Below are 16681 nucleotides of genomic sequence, written 5' to 3' on the forward strand. Positions count from 1 at the left end.
CGCTCTTGCACACAGTCCCTGGGCGGTCCCGGCGCGCCCCCCCCCCCCCCCCCGGGGCCCCCCCGGGCCCGCCCCCCCCCCCCCGCCCCCCCGCCCCCCCGCGACCAGGGCGCGGGCCAGCCGCAGGTCGTCCGGGCTTCGCTCGGGGTGCGACTGCACGCCGAGCACCCACGGCCCGCCGGGGGGCGGCTCGATCGCCTCGACCACCGGGCCGGACCGGGCGGTCACCCGCAGCCCGCTGCCGGGCCGGTCGACCGACTGGTGATGGTGGCAGCGGACGGTGACCGGACCGGTGCCGAGTGCCGCCGCGATCCGGGAGCCGGGCTCGGCGACGAGCTGCACCGGCGCGTAGACGCCCGGCCCGGCCGAGTGCGCGGCGGCGACGGCGTCGCCGACCGCGTCCGGCAGGTGCTGGTGCAGCGTCCCGCCGAGCGCGACGTTGAGCAGCTGGTGCCCGCGGCACACGCCGAGCACCGGGATGCCGAGCTCCAGCGCGCGGTGCACCGCGGCCAGGTCGGCGGCGTCCCGCTCGGTCCGCGGCTCGTCGTCGTGCGGGCCGCGGACCGAGCCGTGGTGCGCGGCGCCGATGTCCGGCCCGCCGCTCAGCAGCACGCCGTCGCAGGCCGCGGCGGCGTCCGCGGCGTCCGCGGTCGGCGGCAGCAGCACCGGTGTGCCGCCGGCCGCGGAGACCATGTCCAGGTACCCGCGCGGCACCAGCACGGTCTCCTCGTCCTCGACGACCCAGTAGCTCGCCCGCTCGGTGTAGGCGGTGATCCCGATCAGCGGCCTCATGCGTCGGCACCGCGCAGGACGTCGAGCACCTGGTCGCCGTAGCGGGCCAGCTTGCCCTCGCCGATCCCGGCGATCGTGCCCAGCGCGGCCCGGTCGGCCGGGGTGCGGGAGGCGATCTCCCGCAGCGTCGCGTCGTGGAAGATCACGTACGCGGGCACCCCCTGTTCCTTCGCCGTGGCGGCCCGCCAGCTGCGCAGCCGCTCGAACACCGGCGCCGCCTCGGCGGACAGCTCGGCGGGGGGTCGGGAGCCCGATCCGGACCGGGTGCGCGGGCGGGCCGTGCGCTCCGGCTCGGCGCGCAGCATCAGTGGCGTCTCGCCGCGCATCACGGCGGGGGAGTCGTCGGTGAACACCAGCGTGGAGTGCAGCCCGCCGACGGCCAGCAGCCGGCGCGCCACCAGCTGGCGGATCACGCCGCGCCACTGCACCTCGGACAGCTCGGTGCCGATCCCGAACACCGACAGCTGGTCGTGCGAGAACTGCTCGACCTTCGGCGTCCGCTTGCCGAGCAGGATGTCGATCAGGTGCACCGCGCCGAAGCTCTGCCTGCGCTCGTTGCGCAGCCGCCAGACCGCGGACAGCACCTTCTGCGCGGCGACCGTCCCGTCCCAGGACGTCACCGGGGTCAGGCAGGTGTCGCAGTTGCCGCAGGCGGTGGCGCCGGTGCCGAGGTCCTGGCCGAAGTAGCGCAGCAGCTGCACCCGCCGGCACTCGGTGGTCTCGCAGAGCGCGAGCATGGCGTCCAGGTGCATGCCCAGGCGGCGCTTGTGCGCCGCGTCGCCCTCCGAGTCGTCGATCATCTTCCGCTGCTGGACGACGTCGGCGAGCCCGTAGGCGAGCCAGGCCGTCGACGGCTCGCCGTCCCGGCCGGCCCGGCCGGTCTCCTGGTAGTAGCCCTCGACCGACTTCGGCAGGTCGAGGTGCGCGACGAACCGGACGTCCGGCTTGTCGATGCCCATCCCGAACGCGATCGTCGCGACCATGACCAGGCCGTCCTCGCGCAGGAACCGGGACTGGTTGGTCCGGCGCACCGACGCGTCCAGGCCCGCGTGGTAGGGCAGCGCCCGGATGCCCTGCCCGGACAGGAACTCGGCGATCTGCTCCACCGACTTGCGGGACAGGCAGTAGACGATGCCGGAGTCCCCGGCGTGCTCGGAGCGCAGCAGGTCGAGCAGCTGGCGGCGCGGCTCGTTCTTCGGGGCGATCCGGTACTGGATGTTGGGCCGGTCGAAGCTGGCGACGAAGTGCCGGGCGTCGGTGAGCTGCAGCCGCTGCGCGATCTCGGTGCGGGTGGCCTCGGTGGCGGTCGCGGTGAGCGCGATCCGCGGGACGTCCGGCCAGCGCACGTGCAGCTCGGAGAGCAGCAGGTAGTCGGGCCGGAAGTCGTGCCCCCACTGCGCGACGCAGTGCGCCTCGTCGATCGCGAACAGCGCGATCCGGCCGCGCTCCAGCAGCCGGACGGTGGACTCCACCCGCAGCCGCTCCGGGGCCAGGTAGAGCAGGTCCAGCTCGCCGGCCAGGAATTCCTGCTCGGTGAGCCTGCGCTCGTCGGCGTCCTGGGTGGAGTTGAGGAACCCGGCCCGCACGCCGAGCGCCTGCAGTGCGTCGACCTGGTCCTGCATGAGCGCGATCAGCGGCGACACGACGACGCCGGTGCCGGGCCGGACCAGCGCCGGGACCTGGTAGCAGAGCGACTTCCCGCCCCCGGTCGGCATGAGCACCAGCGCGTCGCCGCCGCCCGCCACGTGGGTGACGATCTCCTCCTGGTCGCCGCGGAACGCCTCGTAGCCGAAGACCCGCCGCAGCACCTCGTGCGGGTCGGAGCTGCGCACCGGCGCCGGGACGGGCCCGCCGGGGTCGTCGGGGGGACCGTCGCGGTCGTCCGGCGGCGGTTCCCAGCCGTGGTCGTCGTCCGGCTCGGGTGGGAGCGGGACCTCGTCCGGTGCGGCAGGGTCGAACACGCACCCGATCGTAGGGGCCGGGATCGGCCGGGCCCGCCCGGCTCCGGGGATCCGGCACCGTCCGGTGCCGGGCCGGCGGGTCCGGGTGACCGGATCGGTGCTGCGCGAGGCGCGCCGGGGGTGTAGGTACTCGGGTAGGACACGGCGCGCCGACCCCGTTGCGCGCCCTGCACGCGGTAAGGAACAACCTGTGGATCTCAAGATCGGGTACAAGGCGTCGGCCGAGCAGTTCGGCCCGCGCGACCTCGTCGAGTATGCTGTGCTGGCCGAGCAGGTCGGGCTGGACAGCGTCTGGGCGTCGGACCATTTCCTGCCCTGGCGGCACACCGGCGGGCACGCCCCGGCGGCGCTGCCGTGGATGGCCGCGGTGGGGGAGCGCACCGAGCGGGTCCAGATCGGCACCTCGGTGCTGACCCCCACCTTCCGCTACAACCCGGCGGTGCTCGCCCAGACCTTCGCAACGATGTCGCTGCTCACCGGCGGCCGGATCGTCGCGGGCGTCGGCACCGGCGAGGCGCTGAACGAGATCGCCGTCTCCGGCCGCGAGTGGCCGGAGTTCAAGGAGCGCTTCGCCCGGCTGCGCGAGGCGGTCCGGGCGATGCGGGCGCTGTGGACCGAGGACACCGTGTCCTTCGAGGGCGAGTACTACACGCTGGTCGACGCGACGATCTACGACCGCCCTGAGCAGCCGGTCCCGATCTACGTCGCCGCCGGCGGCCCGATGGTCGCGCGCTACGCCGGCCGGCACGGCGACGGCTTCATCTGCACCTCCGGCAAGGGCATGGACCTCTACACCGAGAAGCTCGTCCCGGGTGTCGAGGAGGGCGCCGCCAAGGAGGACCGGGACGCCGCGACCATCGACAAGATGATCGAGATCAAGATCAGCTACGACCGGGACCCGGAGGCCGCGCGGGAGAACTGCCGGTTCTGGGCGCCGCTGTCGCTGACCGCCGAGCAGAAGCACTCGGTCGGCTCGTCGCAGGAGATGGAGCGGCTCGCCGACGCGCTGCCGATCGAGCAGATCACCCAGCGCTGGATCGTCGCCTCCGACCCGGACGAGGCGGTCGAGCAGATCCGCCCCTACATCGACGCCGGACTGAACCACCTCGTCGTGCACGGGCCGGGCGACGACCAGCGCCGCTTCCTCACCCAGTTCTCCGAGGACGTGCTGCCGAAGCTGCGGGCGCTGGGGTGAGCGCTCTGGAACGCGACGGCCGGGTGCTGCGCTGCCGGATCTCGGCCGGCCGGCACGGCACCCTGGACGGCCCCGCGATGCAGGAGGTCGCCGGGGCGCTGGAGAAGCTGGCCCAGGCCGACCCGGCCGATCCGGACGGCGTCGGCGCGGTGCTGCTGCACGGCGACGGCGAGAACTTCTGCACCGGCGGCGACGTGCGCGCGTTCGCCGGCGCCGAGGACCGGTACGGCTACGTGCACGGCCTGGCCGACACCTTCCACGCGATGCTGCGCCCGCTGGTCGGCTCGCCGGTCCCGACGGTCACCGCGGTGCCCGGCTGGGCGGCGGGTGCCGGGATGAGCATCGTGCTGGCCTGCGACCTGGCGGTCGGCGGCCGGTCCACCCGGCTGCGCCCGGCCTACCCGGCGATCGGGTTCTCCCCGGACGGCGGGATGAGCTGGACCCTGCCGCGGCTGGTCGGCGCGGCGCGGGCCCGCCGGATCCTGCTCACCGACGAGGTGCTGGACGCCGACGCGCTGGCCGAACTCGGGATCCTCGCCTCGGTCGTCGACGACGACGCGGTGGCCGACGAGGCCGCCGCGCTGGCGCACCGGCTGGCGCAGGGCCCGACGGCGGCGCTCGGCCGGATCCGCGGGCTGCTGGACCGGACCTGGGCATCGACCCTGGACGACCAGCTGGCGGCGGAGGCGGACTCGATCGCGACCTGCGCGGCCGGGCCGGAGGGGACCGAGGGGCTCGCCGCGTTCACCGAGAAGCGGCGGCCTCGGTTCCACTGAGGATCGTGGGCCGGGGCCGGGGCCGGGGCCGGCGGGTGCGGGCCCGCCGGCCCGGGAGCTGCGCCCGGCCCGGTCAGCGTCCGCTGACCGGGCTGCCGGCGGCGAGCCGGCGGCCGCGCTGCGCCGGCCGGGTGGCGCCGGGCATCCCGACGCCCCAGCGCTGCACCGGGCGGTGCAGGCCGGGCCCGAGCGGCCAGCCGGAGTCGAGCGGGGCGAGCAGCCGGTCCAGCTCGGAGTCCGGGGTGGCGCCGACGCTGTTGCGCAGCAGCCGCTGGAACTCCTCGTACTCGGCGAGGGCGTCGGCGACGTGGCCGCCGGCGAGCAGCGCCTCGACCAGGGCCCGGCGGGAACGCTCGCGGCTGGGCGCGGTGGCGACCGCGCGCCGGGCGACGGCGACGGCGTCGTCGTGCCGGTCGGCCGCGGTGAGGGTGCCGGACAGCCCCTCCAGCGCGGAGAGCCGCAGCTGGCGGAACCGCTCCCGCTCGACGGCGATCCACGGCGCCGTCCAGGACGGCAGGATGTCGGCCTCGAGCAGGCCGGTCTGCGGGCAGCCGATCTCGCGCACGGTGCGCAGCAGCTCCGGCGAGGACAGTCCGCGGACCAGCAGCAGCGCCTCGGCCAGGTCGACCCGCACGTCGTCGGCGAGGTGCAGCCGGCCGCGGTCGTCGGCGGCCAGCAGCTCGGGCAGGTCCACACCGGTCACGGCCTCGTCGAGCAGCCGGGCCGCGGGGCCCGGGCCGACGCCGGCCCACAGGTCGGCGGCCAGCGCGGCGGTCGGCTGCGGGCGCGGGTGCACGGCCAGGTAGGCGATGAGGCGGCGCGAGTCGACCGGCAGCGGGACCGGATGGTCACCGACGCGCAGGCCGAAGGCACCCAGGACCCGTACCTGCGGTGCGGTGCTCCCGGTGTCGGCGGTGGACGGTGCGCGTTCTGCGGAATCGGCGAGTGCTGGTGTCACAGCGCACTCACTGGATCGACAGTGATCGTCGGACATGCGGTTTTCCCCGGATCGTTCGTGACGTGCGGCCCGCAGGCGGCCCTGCGCCGGGCCGCGGCGCGCCACCCGGGCGGACGACCGGGGCGCGGAGAGGGCACGACGAGACCGCACCGCACGGACGGCGGGCGGCGTCTCCGTGCGATGTGCTCGGTCGCCGAGGATAGCGGAGCCGGGCCCCGGACGTGAGATCCGGGTGAGGATTCACTCCGGCGGCGGGGTGCGCGCACCGCCGAACGGGGCTCAGGCCCGGACGAGCAGCCGGACATGGGTGCCGTCGGGGGCCCGCCACACGTGCAGACTGTCGCACAGCTGGCGGGCGATCCAGGTGCCGCGCCCACGCGGGCGCGACGGGTGCGGCGGCGCCAGCCCGATCAGCGCCAGCGGGATCGAGCCGGTGTCGTGCACCTCGCACACCAGCTCGCCCGGGCGGGACCAGACCGACAGCGCGGCCTCCGGCGAGCCGTGCTCGACGGCGTTGGTCGCCACCTCGTTCACCGCCTGCACCATGTCCTCGCTGCGCACCGGATCGAACCGGCAGGCGCGGGCGGCCTCCTCCACCGCGTCCCGCACCCGGGACAGCTCGAAGGTGTTGTACTGCAGCTGGACGTCCGGCGGGCCGAGCAGGTGCGGCGGGGCGAACGGGAGCGCCGCGAGCACCTCGGCCGGCGGCCGGGACGCCGGGTTCGGGGTGAGCTGCTCGCCGCGCAGCTGCAGCGGATGGTTGGCCAGCGCCGCGTCGCCCACCGCACCGTGCAGCGGGATCCGCGGGTAGACGCACAGCTGGGTGACCGGCAGGCCGTCCAGCGAGATGTTGAGCGCGGCCTCCAGCTCGATCCAGAACCCGCCGTCGATCCCGTCGAGATCCGGGTCGTGCTGCGCCACGACGAACACCGGCCTGCCCGACGACGACAGCGCGCGCAGCTCCCTGGCCCGCCACGCGGCCACCGTCTGGCCGGACTCGCGGGCCGAGCGGGTGAGCGTGGTGAGCCTGCCGATCCCGCCGGAGCAGTCGGCCAGCTCCGCGCGCAGCGCCTGCTCGGCCTCCGCGGAGACCGCGAGCGCGATCTGGGCGCCGGTGTCCCGGTCCGCGGCGGCGGCCACCGGCGCGACCCGGCGGACCAGCTCCGCGGTGTCGTCGGCGTGCACCAGCGCGTGCGCGAAGCCGGGCGGCCGGGGGACCGCGTTGACCTTCATCTCTCGACCTTCATCGGACCGTCACCGTCCCGGCGCGCCGGGCGGCCCGACCGGGGGCGGCGCGTCGTCGAAGGCCAGCTGGGGGGAGAACGCGGCGCCGCAGCGGTCGAGGATCCGCTGCACCCGGGGCCGCACCCGGTGCAGCACCAGCCGGTGGGTGGACGGGAAGCCCTCCGCAGCGTGCACCAGCGCCACCGCCGAGGCGACGTCGATGAACCGGACCGAGGCCATGTCGAGCCCGATGTCGGTGGGGGCGTCGGCCGAGCGCAGGGTGCCGTCCAGCGCCTGGTGCAGCAGCGAGGTGATCTTCGGCCGGTTGCTGTGGTCGATCTCGCCGGCCAGCCGGGCGTGCCCGATCCCGAGCCGGACGATGCGCAGCAGCCCGTCGTCGTAGGCGCCGGTCACCGCGAGGTGGTCGCGGTGCAGCGCGCGCATGATGTCGATCGACTCGTCCGGGAAGTGCACGTGGTCGAACGTGCAGAGCGCGGCGAGGCTGTCCCGGTTCTCCCGGATCAGCCGGGCGAGCAGCCCATCGTACTCGGGCAGGGTGCCGGACGCACCCGGGGCCAGCGCCCCGTGCATCTGGCCGGTGATCCGGGCGCCGGTCCAGCCCGCGTCCAGCGCGCGGGTCACCTCGCCGGTGATCCCGGCGTGGATGTCCGGCAGCGGGGTGCGGAAGGTCCGCCGAGTGTCCTCCTCCGGCAGGATCTCCAGCTGCCCGACGCGCAGCGGCTCGCCGATCTCGTGACCGTCCTCGGTCATCCGGCGCAGCAGCCCGTCCGCGGCGCCGTCGTCGTCGAAGAAGAGGACCTTCTCGCCGCGGGCCAGCCCGTGCGCGACGAAACCGGAGGTGATCTCCCCGAGATGCTCGACGCTCTCCGGGACCGCGCAGACGTGATCGCCGGACGAGACATCGTCCGCCAGCTTGATCACGTGTCACCTACCGGGGCGCGGTCACCGGCTGTCGGTGGGCACGCCCTGTCACGCCTACCAGGACGCCGTCACCGTACGGAGACCGGCTCCGGGCCCCGGAGACCCCGGAGCGTGCCGGGCGCCGAACCGACGGTGACGCGCGACGAGCGGACCGCCACCGGCGGTGGTGCGCAGGTGATGGCGCGCAGAACATGCCGTTCGGCGCAGTGCGCCGACCCTCGGACGGAGCAGGGCCGGCTCGACCGGCGGGCTCAGCCGGCCGGCCGGACCTCGACCGACGTACTCGCGCTGCCCTTGATCGTCTGCAGGACCACGCAGTATCGCTCGGTCAGCCGCACCAGGGTGGCGACCGTGTCCGGGTCGGCCGGGGCGTCCCCGGAGCGGACGTCGACGTCGAGGAACAGGCGGATGTCCCGGAAGCCGACCGGGGCGTCCTTGGCGACGCCGAGGGTGCCCCGGAAGTCGAGGTCCCCCTCGGCCCGCAGGCCGCCCTGCACGTCGAGCTCCAGGGCCGTCGCCACCGCCCGCAGCGTCACCCCGGCGCAGGCGACCAGCGCCTCCAGCAGCATGTCCCCGGAGCACAGCTGGGTGCCGTCGCCGCCGGTCGCCGGGTGCAGCCCGGCCTCGGCGAGCGCCTGGCCGGTGCTCACCTTGCAGGCCACCCCCGCGCCGAGCTCGCCGTCGGCGGACAGCGTGACGACCGCGGATCCCGGGTCGTCGCGGTACTGCTGTTTGAGCGGGGCCTGGATGTCCTTGAGCGTCACGCCTGCGGCCGCGTGCGGGCCGGGCACGGAGTCGGCGCCGGAATGGGTGTCGGAATGAGTGTCGGTCACCGCGCCATCCTCACCCCGCGGGGCCGGGCTGCACAGTGCGGGAGCCGTCTAGGCTGCCCGGGTGGGCGGGGAATCCGATACGGGCAGGGCCGCGGCGGTCCGGCGCGGCGCCCGTGAGGCCCGGGACACGGTGCGCGACACCGTGCGGGACACGGTGCACGACGTCGCCGGTCCGCCCACCGGCGACGACCGGCTCTGGACGGTGCCGAACGCGCTGAGCATGCTGCGCCTGGCCGGGGTGCCGCTGTTCCTGTGGCTGATGCTCGGCCCGGAGGCCGACGGCTGGGCCGTCGCAGTGCTCGCGATCGGCGGCTTCACCGACTGGCTGGACGGGAAGCTGGCCCGGGTGCTGGACCAGTACAGCCGGTTCGGGGCGATGCTCGATCCGGCGGTCGACCGGCTCTACATCCTGGCCGCGCTGGTCGGCCTGGCGATCCGCGACATCGTGCCCTGGTGGGCGGTGGGTGCGCTGCTCGCCAGGGACGTCGTGCTGGCCGTGTGCGTGTTCGTGCTGCGCCGCCGGGGGTACGGCCCGTTCGAGGTCGTCTACCTCGGCAAGGCCGCGACCTTCGTGCTGCTCTACGCCTTCCCGCTGCTCCTTCTCGGGGACGGCCCGTCCGCCGCGGAGACCGCCGTCCGGGTGATCGCGCACGCGTTCGCGATCTGGGGCGTCGCCCTCTACATATGGTCCGGCCTGCTCTACCTGGTGCAGTTCGGGCTGGCGATGCGGCGCCCGTTCCCGCCCCCGGCGCCCCGGTTCGGTCACCCGGATGGCGGGGGCTAGGCTCGTCGCGTGAGTTCGGAGATTCCCTCGGACCTGACCTACACCGAGGCCCACGAGTGGGTGCGCGACACCGGGAACGGGGTGGTCCGGATCGGCATCACCGACCACGCCCAGTCGCAGCTGGGGGATGTGGTCTTCGTCCAGCTGCCGACCGTCGGCGACGTGCTGTCCGCGGGCGACACGATGGGCGAGGTCGAGTCGACCAAGTCGGTGTCGGACATCTACGCACCGGTGGCGGGCGAGGTGGTCGCCGTCAACGAGGCGCTGGACGCCGGTCCGGAGCTGATCAACTCGGCTCCGTACGGGGACGGCTGGATCGTCGACGTGCGGATCGCGGACGGCGCCACGCCGGCCGGCCCGCTCGACGCCGACGCCTACCGTCGGCTCGCCGACGGTTCCTGACCACCCCCGGCGACCGTCCGTCGCACGGGTCACCCGGGCGCCGCGGCCTGGCGTATCGCGGCGACACCGGGGCGGGTAGGTTCGGTCCCCCTGACACGTCGACATCGCGGCCGGTCGAGGCGACATCCGTCTCAGCGCAGCACCGCACCAGTGCGGCCGGCCCGCCTGCATCACCCGGACCGTGTCCGGGACCCCCGCTTCCGGAGGAGGAGACCCCGAGGTGACCACGAACGACCCGCGCGACGTGCCGCCGGAGCGCGCACCGGAGACCACATCGGTCTTCCGGGCGGACTTCCTCGCCGACGTGGAGCAGCCGAGCGCCGAGCCCGCCGTCTCCGGCGTCGACGGGCTACCCGCCGGGTCGGCCCTGCTGGTGGTCCGGCGCGGCCCGAACGCCGGTTCGCGCTTCCTGCTCGACGTGCCGACCACCAGTGCGGGCCGGCACCCCGACAGCGACATCTTCCTGGACGACGTCACCGTCTCCCGCCGGCACGCCGAGTTCCGCCGGGACGCCGGCGAGTTCGTCGTGGTGGACGTCGGCAGCCTGAACGGCACCTACGTGAACCGCGAGCCGGTCGACACGGCCGTGCTCGCCAACGGTGACGAGGTCCAGATCGGCAAGTTCCGCCTGGTCTTCCTGACCGGTCCTCGCGAGGGCGACCCCCGGGGCTGATCCACCGGCGGCGGTCCAGCGGACACGCCGTGCGGAGGCGGGCGTGTGACGATCGTCGAAAGGACGCTGTCACACCCCGTCCGGAGGCGCGCATCGGGGGCCCCGCCCGTGTAGCGTCGGAACGTGTCGGTGGCGGCGGTACGAGCGACCACAGCTCCCAGGGCACGGACCAGGGCGAGCAAGGCGATCAGGGCGGCCGGGGTGGCGGGTCCACCCCGGGCGGCCGACAGGCCCGACAGGGCCGGGGAGGCGGGCTGATGAGCGAGATGCGCGTCGTGGGCGTCCGGGTCGAACTCCCGGCGAACCAGCCGATCCTGTTGCTGCGGGAGACCAACGGTGATCGCTACCTCCCGATCTGGATCGGATCGGTCGAGGCGACGGCCATCGCCCTCGAGCAGCAGGGGGTCAAGCCGGCACGGCCGTTGACCCACGATCTGCTCAAGGACGTCATCGGGGCACTGGGCCGGCGGCTGGAACAGGTCCGGGTGACCGACCTGCAGGAGGGCACCTTCTACGCCGAGCTGATCTTCGACGGCGGCGTGACGGTGTCCGCCCGGCCGAGTGACTCGATCGCGCTGGCGCTGCGGACCGGTGTCCCGGTGCACGCCGACGAGAGCGTGCTGGCCGAGGCCGGGCTCGTCATCCCCGACGAGCAGGAGGACGAGGTCGAGAAGTTCCGCGAGTTCCTCGACTCGGTGTCACCGGAGGACTTCCGCGGCGCCCAGCCCGGCTGACACCCGAACGGGTGTTCCGGACCGTTCGGCGACACCCAGTGCCGCTCGGCGTGACCGGGCCGCCCGTGCTCCGTCACCTGGCGTTGTGCGGTACGGCCGTGTCGGCGAGCCGCGTTGACCACTCCGGCCCCCGGGCCTACCGTCATCAGCGTTGATGACATCCGTGCAACTCGCCTTCACCGAGAGTGATGGGACGGCGAGGACGGTCACGGTGCGGCCGACCGAGGGAGACCACGCGGTGCAGACGCCACCACGCGAGGGGCCGGGGCAGGCAGAGCTGTTCCCGGACCCGCTCGTCGGTGAGGGGCTGGACGGGGTGTCCGATCGCCTCGTCGGCTTCCGCGGTCCGACCGCATGCCAGGTCGTCGGCATCACCTACCGGCAGCTCGACTACTGGGCTCGGACCGGGCTCGTCGTGCCGTCGATCCGCGGTGCCGCCGGATCCGGCAGCCAGCGGCTGTACTCGTTCAAGGACGTACTGGTCCTCAAGATCGTGAAGCGGCTGCTCGACGCCGGGGTCTCGCTGCAGAACATCCGGATCGCGGTCGAGCACCTGCGCCGGCGCGGGATAAGGGATCTCGCCGGGATCACCCTGTTCTCCGACGGGACCACCGTCTACGAGTGCACCTCCCCGGAGGAGGTCGTCGACCTGCTGCAGGGCGGTCAGGGTGTGTTCGGGATCGCCGTCTCGGGCGCGATGCGCGAGATCAGCGGTGTGATCAAGGACTTCCCGGTGGAACGCGCCGACGGCGGCACCGTCGACGAGTCCCCGGAGGACGAGCTGGCCCGGCGCCGGTCCCGGCGCGCGATCTCCTGAGCGGCCGGCTCACGCGACCGAGCGGAACGGGTCGTGCTCGGCGATCAGCTTCTCCAGCCGCGCCTGGTCGACCCGGTTGACGACGGTCAGGCTCTCCTGCTTGTCGCGGACGCACTTGGCGAGGGTGAACGCAGAGGTGATGGCGTACAGCACGGCGATGGCCAGGAACGCCTTCACCCAGCCGTCGACGGGCAGGTAGAAGGTCCCGACGACGACCGCGGCCAGCGAGACGCCGAAGGACAGGACCGCCTGCAGGTGGAAGGCGGCGGTGGTGGCGGGAACGGGGTTCGGAGCGCTGCTGTTCGACATGTGAGCAGCCTGGCGGGACGGTTCCGGCCGCGGTGCCGTGGAAATACTGACCGGACCGGTTATCCTCGGCCCGGTAGTCGTTGACACCGAGCGGGAGAGACCCGGTGCAGTACAGCCGGGCGCCGAAGGAGCAAATCCCTTCCCGGAACCTCTCAGGCACCAGGACCGCACGGTAGAGACGCCTCTGGAAAGCGACGGGCCACCACGGGGGGCCCGTCCGCCGACGGGGAAAGCCCGAAGCCTCGGGTGAATCTCTCAGGCGCCCGGATCGCGGGTACGGACAGAGGGGGAGGGGCGAGACAGCCCTGCCCCGCCCGAGCCGTCACCTTCGGAGGCGCCGTGAGCCCGACCCCGCAGCAGCACCGTCCCACCCTCGCCGAGCTCGAGCGTGGACTGCCGTTCGCCGACCGGCACGTCGGGCCCCGGCCCGGCGAACTCGCCCGGATGCTCGACGCGCTGGGCGTCGACTCGCTCGAGGCGCTGGCCGACCGGGCCCTGCCCGCCGCGATCCGCGATCCCGAGCCGGTCGGCGGTTCGCTGCCGGCGCCGGTCGGTGAGGCCGAGATGCTCGCCGAGCTGCGGGCGCTGGCCGACCGCAACACGGTGAACGTCCCGATGATCGGGCTCGGCTACCACGGCACCCGGACGCCGTCGGCGATCCGGCGCAACGTGCTGGAGAACCCGGCCTGGTACACCGCGTACACGCCGTACCAGCCGGAGATCAGCCAGGGCAGGCTGGAGGCGCTGCTGGCGTTCCAGACGATGGTGTCGGACCTGACCGGGCTGCCGGTCGCCGGTGCGTCGCTGCTGGACGAGGCGACCGCCGCCGCCGAGGCGATGACGCTGCTGCGCCGGGCCGGGCGCGCGAAGTCGGCCCGCTTCGTGGTCGACGCCGACACGCTGCCGCAGACCCTGGACGTGCTCCGCACCCGGGCCGAGCCGCTCGGCATCGAGCTGGAGGTCGCCGACCTGTCCGGCGGTACCCTGCCGGACGGCGAGATGTTCGGCGTGCTGCTCAGCTACCCGGGCGCGTCCGGGCGGGTGTCCGACCCGTCGGCGCTGATCGAGCAGGCGCACGAGCGGGGCGCGCTGGTCGCGGTCGCCGCGGACCTGCTGGCGCTGACCCTGCTCACCCCGCCCGGCGAGCTGGGCGCGGACGCGGCGATCGGCTCCACCCAGCGGTTCGGTGTCCCGCTCGGCTTCGGCGGCCCGCACGCCGCCTACCTGTCGGTCGGGCAACGGCACGCCCGCCAGCTCCCCGGCCGGCTGGTCGGGGTCTCCCGGGACGCAGACGGCAACTACGCGCTGCGGCTCGCCCTGCAGACCCGCGAGCAGCACATCCGCCGGGAGAAGGCGACCTCCAACATCTGCACCGCGCAGGTGCTGCTGGCCGTGATGGCCGCCTGCTACGCCGTGTACCACGGCCCGGAGGGGCTGCGCGCCATCGCCCAGCGGACCCACCGGATGGCGGCGGTGCTGGCCGCCGGGCTGCGCTCCGGCGGCGTCGAGATCGTGCACGACGCGTTCTTCGACACCGTGCTGGCCCGGGTACCCGGCCGGGCGGACGCCGTCGTCGCCGCCGCGCACGACGCCGGGATCGCGCTGCGCCGGGTCTCCGGCGACGAGGTCGGCATCTCCACCTCGGAGATCACCACCGTCGCGCACCTGCGCGCGGTGTGGGAGGCGTTCGGGGCCGGCCCGCAGGACGCCGCGGAGCTGGACACCGGCACCGCCGACGCGCTGCCCGGCGCGCTGGCCCGGACCAGCGACTACCTGACCCACCCGACCTTCCACGAGCACCGGTCGGAGACCGCGCTGATGCGCTGGCTGCGCCGGCTCGCCGACGCCGACCTCGCGCTCGACCGCACGATGATCCCGCTCGGCTCGTGCACGATGAAGCTCAACGCCGCCGCCGAGATGGAGGCGGTGACCTGGCCGCAGTTCAGCGACCTGCACCCGTTCGCCCCGGAGTCCGACACCGCCGGTTCCCGGGAGCTGATCACCCAGCTGGAGACCTGGCTGGCCGACCTGACCGGCTACGCCGCGGTCTCGCTGCAGCCGAACGCGGGCAGCCAGGGCGAGTTCGCCGGGCTGCTGGCGATCGCGGCCTACCACCGCAGCCGCGGCGAGGCCGAGCGCGACGTCTGCCTGATCCCGGCGTCCGCGCACGGCACCAACGCCGCGTCGGCGATCATGGCCGGGATGCGGGTGGTGGTCGTCGGCACCGACGCCCAGGGCAACGTCGATCTCGACGACCTCCGGGCCAAGATCGACGAGCACGGGTCCCGGCTGTCCGCGCTGATGATCACCTACCCGTCGACGCACGGCGTGTACGAGGCGCAGGTGCGCGATGTGTGCGGCGCGGTGCACGACGCGGGCGGCCAGGTCTACGTCGACGGCGCCAACCTCAACGCGCTGGTCGGAGTGGCCCGGCCGGGCGCCTTCGGCGGCGACGTGTCGCACCTGAACCTGCACAAGACGTTCTGCATCCCGCACGGCGGCGGCGGGCCGGGGGTCGGCCCGGTCGCGGTGGCCGAGCACCTCGTCCCGTTCCTGCCCGGCCGCGGCGAGGTCGGCCCGGTGTCCGCGGCACCGCACGGCTCCCCGGGCGTGCTGCCGATCTCCTGGGCCTACCTGCGGATGATGGGGCTCGACGGGATGCGGCGGGCCACGCTCACCGCCGTCGCCGCCGCGAACTACGTCGCCCGCCGACTGGGAGAGCACTACCCGGTGCTGTACTCCGGGACCGACGGCTCCGTCGCGCACGAGTGCATCCTGGACCTGCGCGCGATCACCAAGGAGACCGGCGTGACGGTGGACGACGTCGCGAAGCGGCTGATCGACCACGGCATCCACGCCCCGACCATGTCGTTCCCGGTGGCCGGGACCCTGATGGTCGAGCCGACCGAGTCCGAGGACCTGGCCGAGATCGAGCGGTTCATCGCCGCGATGATCTCGATCCGCGGCGAGATCGACCGGGTCGCCGCGGGGGAGTGGCCGGCCGACGACAACCCGCTGCGGGGCGCCCCGCACACCGCGGCCTGCCTGGCCGACGACAAGTGGGACCACCCCTACCCGCGCGAGCTCGCCGCCTACCCGACCGGTGCGGCGCCGGGCGTGCACGACCGCAAGGTCTGGCCGCCGGTGCGCCGGATCGACGGTGCGCACGGCGACCGGAACCTGGTCTGCTCCTGCCCGCCGCCGGAGGCGTTCACCTGACGGCACCCCGGGCGTCCCGCCCGTCCCTCGACGAGCGGGCGGGACGCGCGGCAGCCGGGCCACCGGTGCCGGCTCCCGCGCAGCCGGGTGCCGGCACCGGCACCGGCGCGGGTGAGGCGGGACCGGCGGTGCGCCGCCATCCGGACCGGCGCGTCGCTCCAGCCGTGGCCGTCGTGCCGGCCGGTGCGCTGCACCAACACGAGGAACAGCCGCCCACCGAGCAACTCGGTGCACACCTGGAGCAGGTCGCCGTCGGCGTCCCGCTCGTGCAGCACCCCCAGCTCGCGATAGACGGCGATCCGCTCGTCCGGCAGGTCCAGGCGGGCCGCCAGGTCGTCGTGGTAGTTGCCCGGCACCGGCAGCAGCGGGACGCCCCCGGCCCGGGCGGCGGCCGCCGTTTCGAGCAGGTCGTCGGTGCCCAGCGCGACGTACTGCGGATCGGCGACCCCGGGACCCCACTCGCCGCGGCGCAGCAGCGACACGGTCAGCGCCAGCCGGACGGTGCGCCCGGCGTCGGCCAGCGCGCGGCTGCGGACCAGACCGAACGGGGCGGCGAACTCGCCGTCGGCGACCGGGTCCAGGCCGAGCACGCCTCTCCGGCACCCCGGCCGGGCAGATCCTGGCGACCGCGGTGTTCCTGCCGGTGGCGCTGCTGCCGGAGGAGGCGCTGCTCAGCTGGGGCTGGCGGGTGCCGTTCTGGGCGAGCGTGCTGGTGCTGATCGCCGGCGTGCTGATCCGGCGCACCCTGCACGAGCCCCCGGTGTTCGAGAACGAGCTCGCCGACGACCGCCGGACGGCCGCGGACGGTGCCCCGGCGCCGTCGAAGACGGAGCAGCTGCCGATCGCCGCTCTGGTGCGCGGGCACTGGCCGAACCCGCTGCGGGTCACCCTGGCGGCGACCGTCGCCTCGGTCAGCACCCTGATGACCGTCTTCGCACTCTCGTTCGCCGTCAACACCGCTCGGGCACTACCAGGGCGTCACCGACCAGGTGACGATGACGGCGACGCCCGGCGAGTACCGGACGGTGCTCGTGCCGCGCGGCTCGTCCCGCCCGGAGTGGC

General features: G+C 74.5%; 15 protein-coding genes, 1 pseudogene and 1 riboswitch. Of the genes and pseudogenes, 9 read left to right on the top strand and 7 right to left on the bottom strand.

Annotation, left to right across the window (positions count from 1 at the left end):
- Together ABZ881_RS27295 and recQ are read right to left on the bottom strand one after the other, a co-directional pair.
- Positions 1-792 (bottom strand): gamma-glutamyl-gamma-aminobutyrate hydrolase family protein (locus tag ABZ881_RS27295; RefSeq protein WP_358488529.1); only part of this gene is annotated, 792 nt, incomplete at its 3' end.
- Positions 789-2624: a DNA helicase RecQ gene (recQ, locus tag ABZ881_RS27300; RefSeq protein WP_358488585.1), complete on the bottom strand. Its 1836-nt coding sequence runs from the start codon at positions 2622-2624 to the stop codon at positions 789-791. The genes recQ and ABZ881_RS27295, both read right to left, overlap by 4 nt.
- Positions 2625-2943: 319 nt before the next feature.
- Between recQ and fgd the strand changes: the two genes are divergently transcribed.
- Entirely contained in the window at positions 2944-3948 is a 1005-nt protein-coding gene (gene fgd, locus ABZ881_RS27305; RefSeq protein WP_358488531.1) for a glucose-6-phosphate dehydrogenase (coenzyme-F420), read from the top strand.
- Positions 3945-4724 carry an enoyl-CoA hydratase-related protein gene (locus ABZ881_RS27310; RefSeq protein ID WP_358488532.1) on the top strand — a complete coding sequence of 260 codons (780 nt, stop codon included), beginning with the start codon at positions 3945-3947 and terminating at the stop codon, positions 4722-4724. Before fgd ends, ABZ881_RS27310 begins: the two co-directional genes overlap by 4 nt.
- Positions 4725-4797: 73 nt before the next feature.
- Here the strand turns inward: ABZ881_RS27310 and ABZ881_RS27315 are convergent, their stop codons facing one another.
- The 4 genes from ABZ881_RS27315 to ABZ881_RS27330 form a co-directional block, all read right to left on the bottom strand.
- Positions 4798-5682, bottom strand: a complete 885-nt coding sequence (locus ABZ881_RS27315; protein ID WP_358488533.1) for a BTAD domain-containing putative transcriptional regulator — start codon at positions 5680-5682, stop codon at positions 4798-4800.
- A gap of 279 nt (positions 5683-5961) precedes the next feature.
- Complete coding sequence (locus tag ABZ881_RS27320) at positions 5962-6915, bottom strand: ATP-binding protein (RefSeq protein ID WP_358488534.1); 954 nt, start codon at positions 6913-6915, stop codon at positions 5962-5964.
- A gap of 21 nt (positions 6916-6936) precedes the next feature.
- On the bottom strand, positions 6937-7848 hold the full coding sequence (locus ABZ881_RS27325; protein WP_358488536.1) for an MEDS domain-containing protein: 912 nt from the start codon (positions 7846-7848) through the stop codon (positions 6937-6939).
- A 251-nt stretch (positions 7849-8099) separates the two neighbouring features.
- Positions 8100-8612 carry an OsmC family protein gene (locus tag ABZ881_RS27330; protein WP_344018003.1) on the bottom strand — a complete coding sequence of 171 codons (513 nt, stop codon included), beginning with the start codon at positions 8610-8612 and terminating at the stop codon, positions 8100-8102.
- Between the two features lie 223 nt (positions 8613-8835).
- On the opposite strand from ABZ881_RS27330, the gene ABZ881_RS27335 reads away from it, so the two are divergent.
- The 5 genes from ABZ881_RS27335 to ABZ881_RS27355 all read left to right on the top strand — a co-directional run bounded on the left by ABZ881_RS27335 (position 8836) and on the right by ABZ881_RS27355 (position 12091).
- Positions 8836-9465: a CDP-alcohol phosphatidyltransferase family protein gene (locus tag ABZ881_RS27335; protein ID WP_358488586.1), complete on the top strand. Its 630-nt coding sequence runs from the start codon at positions 8836-8838 to the stop codon at positions 9463-9465.
- A 9-nt stretch (positions 9466-9474) separates the two neighbouring features.
- Positions 9475-9867 (top strand): glycine cleavage system protein GcvH, encoded by a 393-nt coding sequence (gene gcvH, locus ABZ881_RS27340; RefSeq protein WP_358488538.1) that lies wholly within the window; start codon positions 9475-9477, stop codon positions 9865-9867.
- A gap of 220 nt (positions 9868-10087) precedes the next feature.
- Positions 10088-10540 carry a glycogen accumulation regulator GarA gene (garA, locus tag ABZ881_RS27345; RefSeq protein ID WP_085911046.1) on the top strand — a complete coding sequence of 151 codons (453 nt, stop codon included), beginning with the start codon at positions 10088-10090 and terminating at the stop codon, positions 10538-10540.
- Between the two features lie 257 nt (positions 10541-10797).
- On the top strand, positions 10798-11274 hold the full coding sequence (locus ABZ881_RS27350) for a bifunctional nuclease family protein (RefSeq protein WP_010224693.1): 477 nt from the start codon (positions 10798-10800) through the stop codon (positions 11272-11274).
- 211 nt (positions 11275-11485) lie between these two features.
- The gene (locus ABZ881_RS27355) at positions 11486-12091 is read left to right on the top strand and encodes a MerR family transcriptional regulator (RefSeq protein ID WP_358488540.1); all 606 of its coding nucleotides are present in this window, start codon (positions 11486-11488) and stop codon (positions 12089-12091) included.
- A 9-nt stretch (positions 12092-12100) separates the two neighbouring features.
- Here ABZ881_RS27355 and ABZ881_RS27360 read toward each other — a convergent pair whose 3' ends face one another.
- Positions 12101-12400 (bottom strand): YiaA/YiaB family inner membrane protein, encoded by a 300-nt coding sequence (locus ABZ881_RS27360; RefSeq protein WP_358488541.1) that lies wholly within the window; start codon positions 12398-12400, stop codon positions 12101-12103.
- Between the two features lie 81 nt (positions 12401-12481).
- Positions 12482-12578, top strand: a riboswitch (glycine riboswitch).
- A 161-nt stretch (positions 12579-12739) separates the two neighbouring features.
- Between ABZ881_RS27360 and gcvP the strand changes: the two genes are divergently transcribed.
- Both gcvP and ABZ881_RS27370 read left to right on the top strand, forming a co-directional pair.
- Complete coding sequence (gene gcvP / locus ABZ881_RS27365; protein WP_358488543.1) at positions 12740-15619, top strand: aminomethyl-transferring glycine dehydrogenase; 2880 nt, start codon at positions 12740-12742, stop codon at positions 15617-15619.
- A gap of 592 nt (positions 15620-16211) precedes the next feature.
- Positions 16212-16577: pseudogene (locus ABZ881_RS27370) on the top strand (MFS transporter); the annotation flags it as partial.
- Positions 16578-16681: the final 104 nt, after the last annotated feature.

The sequence above is a fragment of the Pseudonocardia sp. NPDC046786 genome, from assembly GCF_040645415.1.
Lineage (GTDB): Bacteria > Actinomycetota > Actinomycetes > Mycobacteriales > Pseudonocardiaceae > Pseudonocardia > Pseudonocardia kongjuensis.

Bases quoted from the DNA above. Each gene is read 5' to 3' on its own strand.
- ABZ881_RS27320 (WP_358488534.1), bottom strand. From the start codon at position 6,915: ATGAAGGTCAACGCGGTCCCCCGGCCGCCCGGCTTCGCGCACGCGCTG.
- ABZ881_RS27350 (WP_010224693.1), top strand. From the start codon at position 10,798: ATGAGCGAGATGCGCGTCGTGGGCGTCCGGGTCGAACTCCCGGCGAAC.
- ABZ881_RS27360 (WP_358488541.1), bottom strand. From the start codon at position 12,400: ATGTCGAACAGCAGCGCTCCGAACCCCGTTCCCGCCACCACCGCCGCC.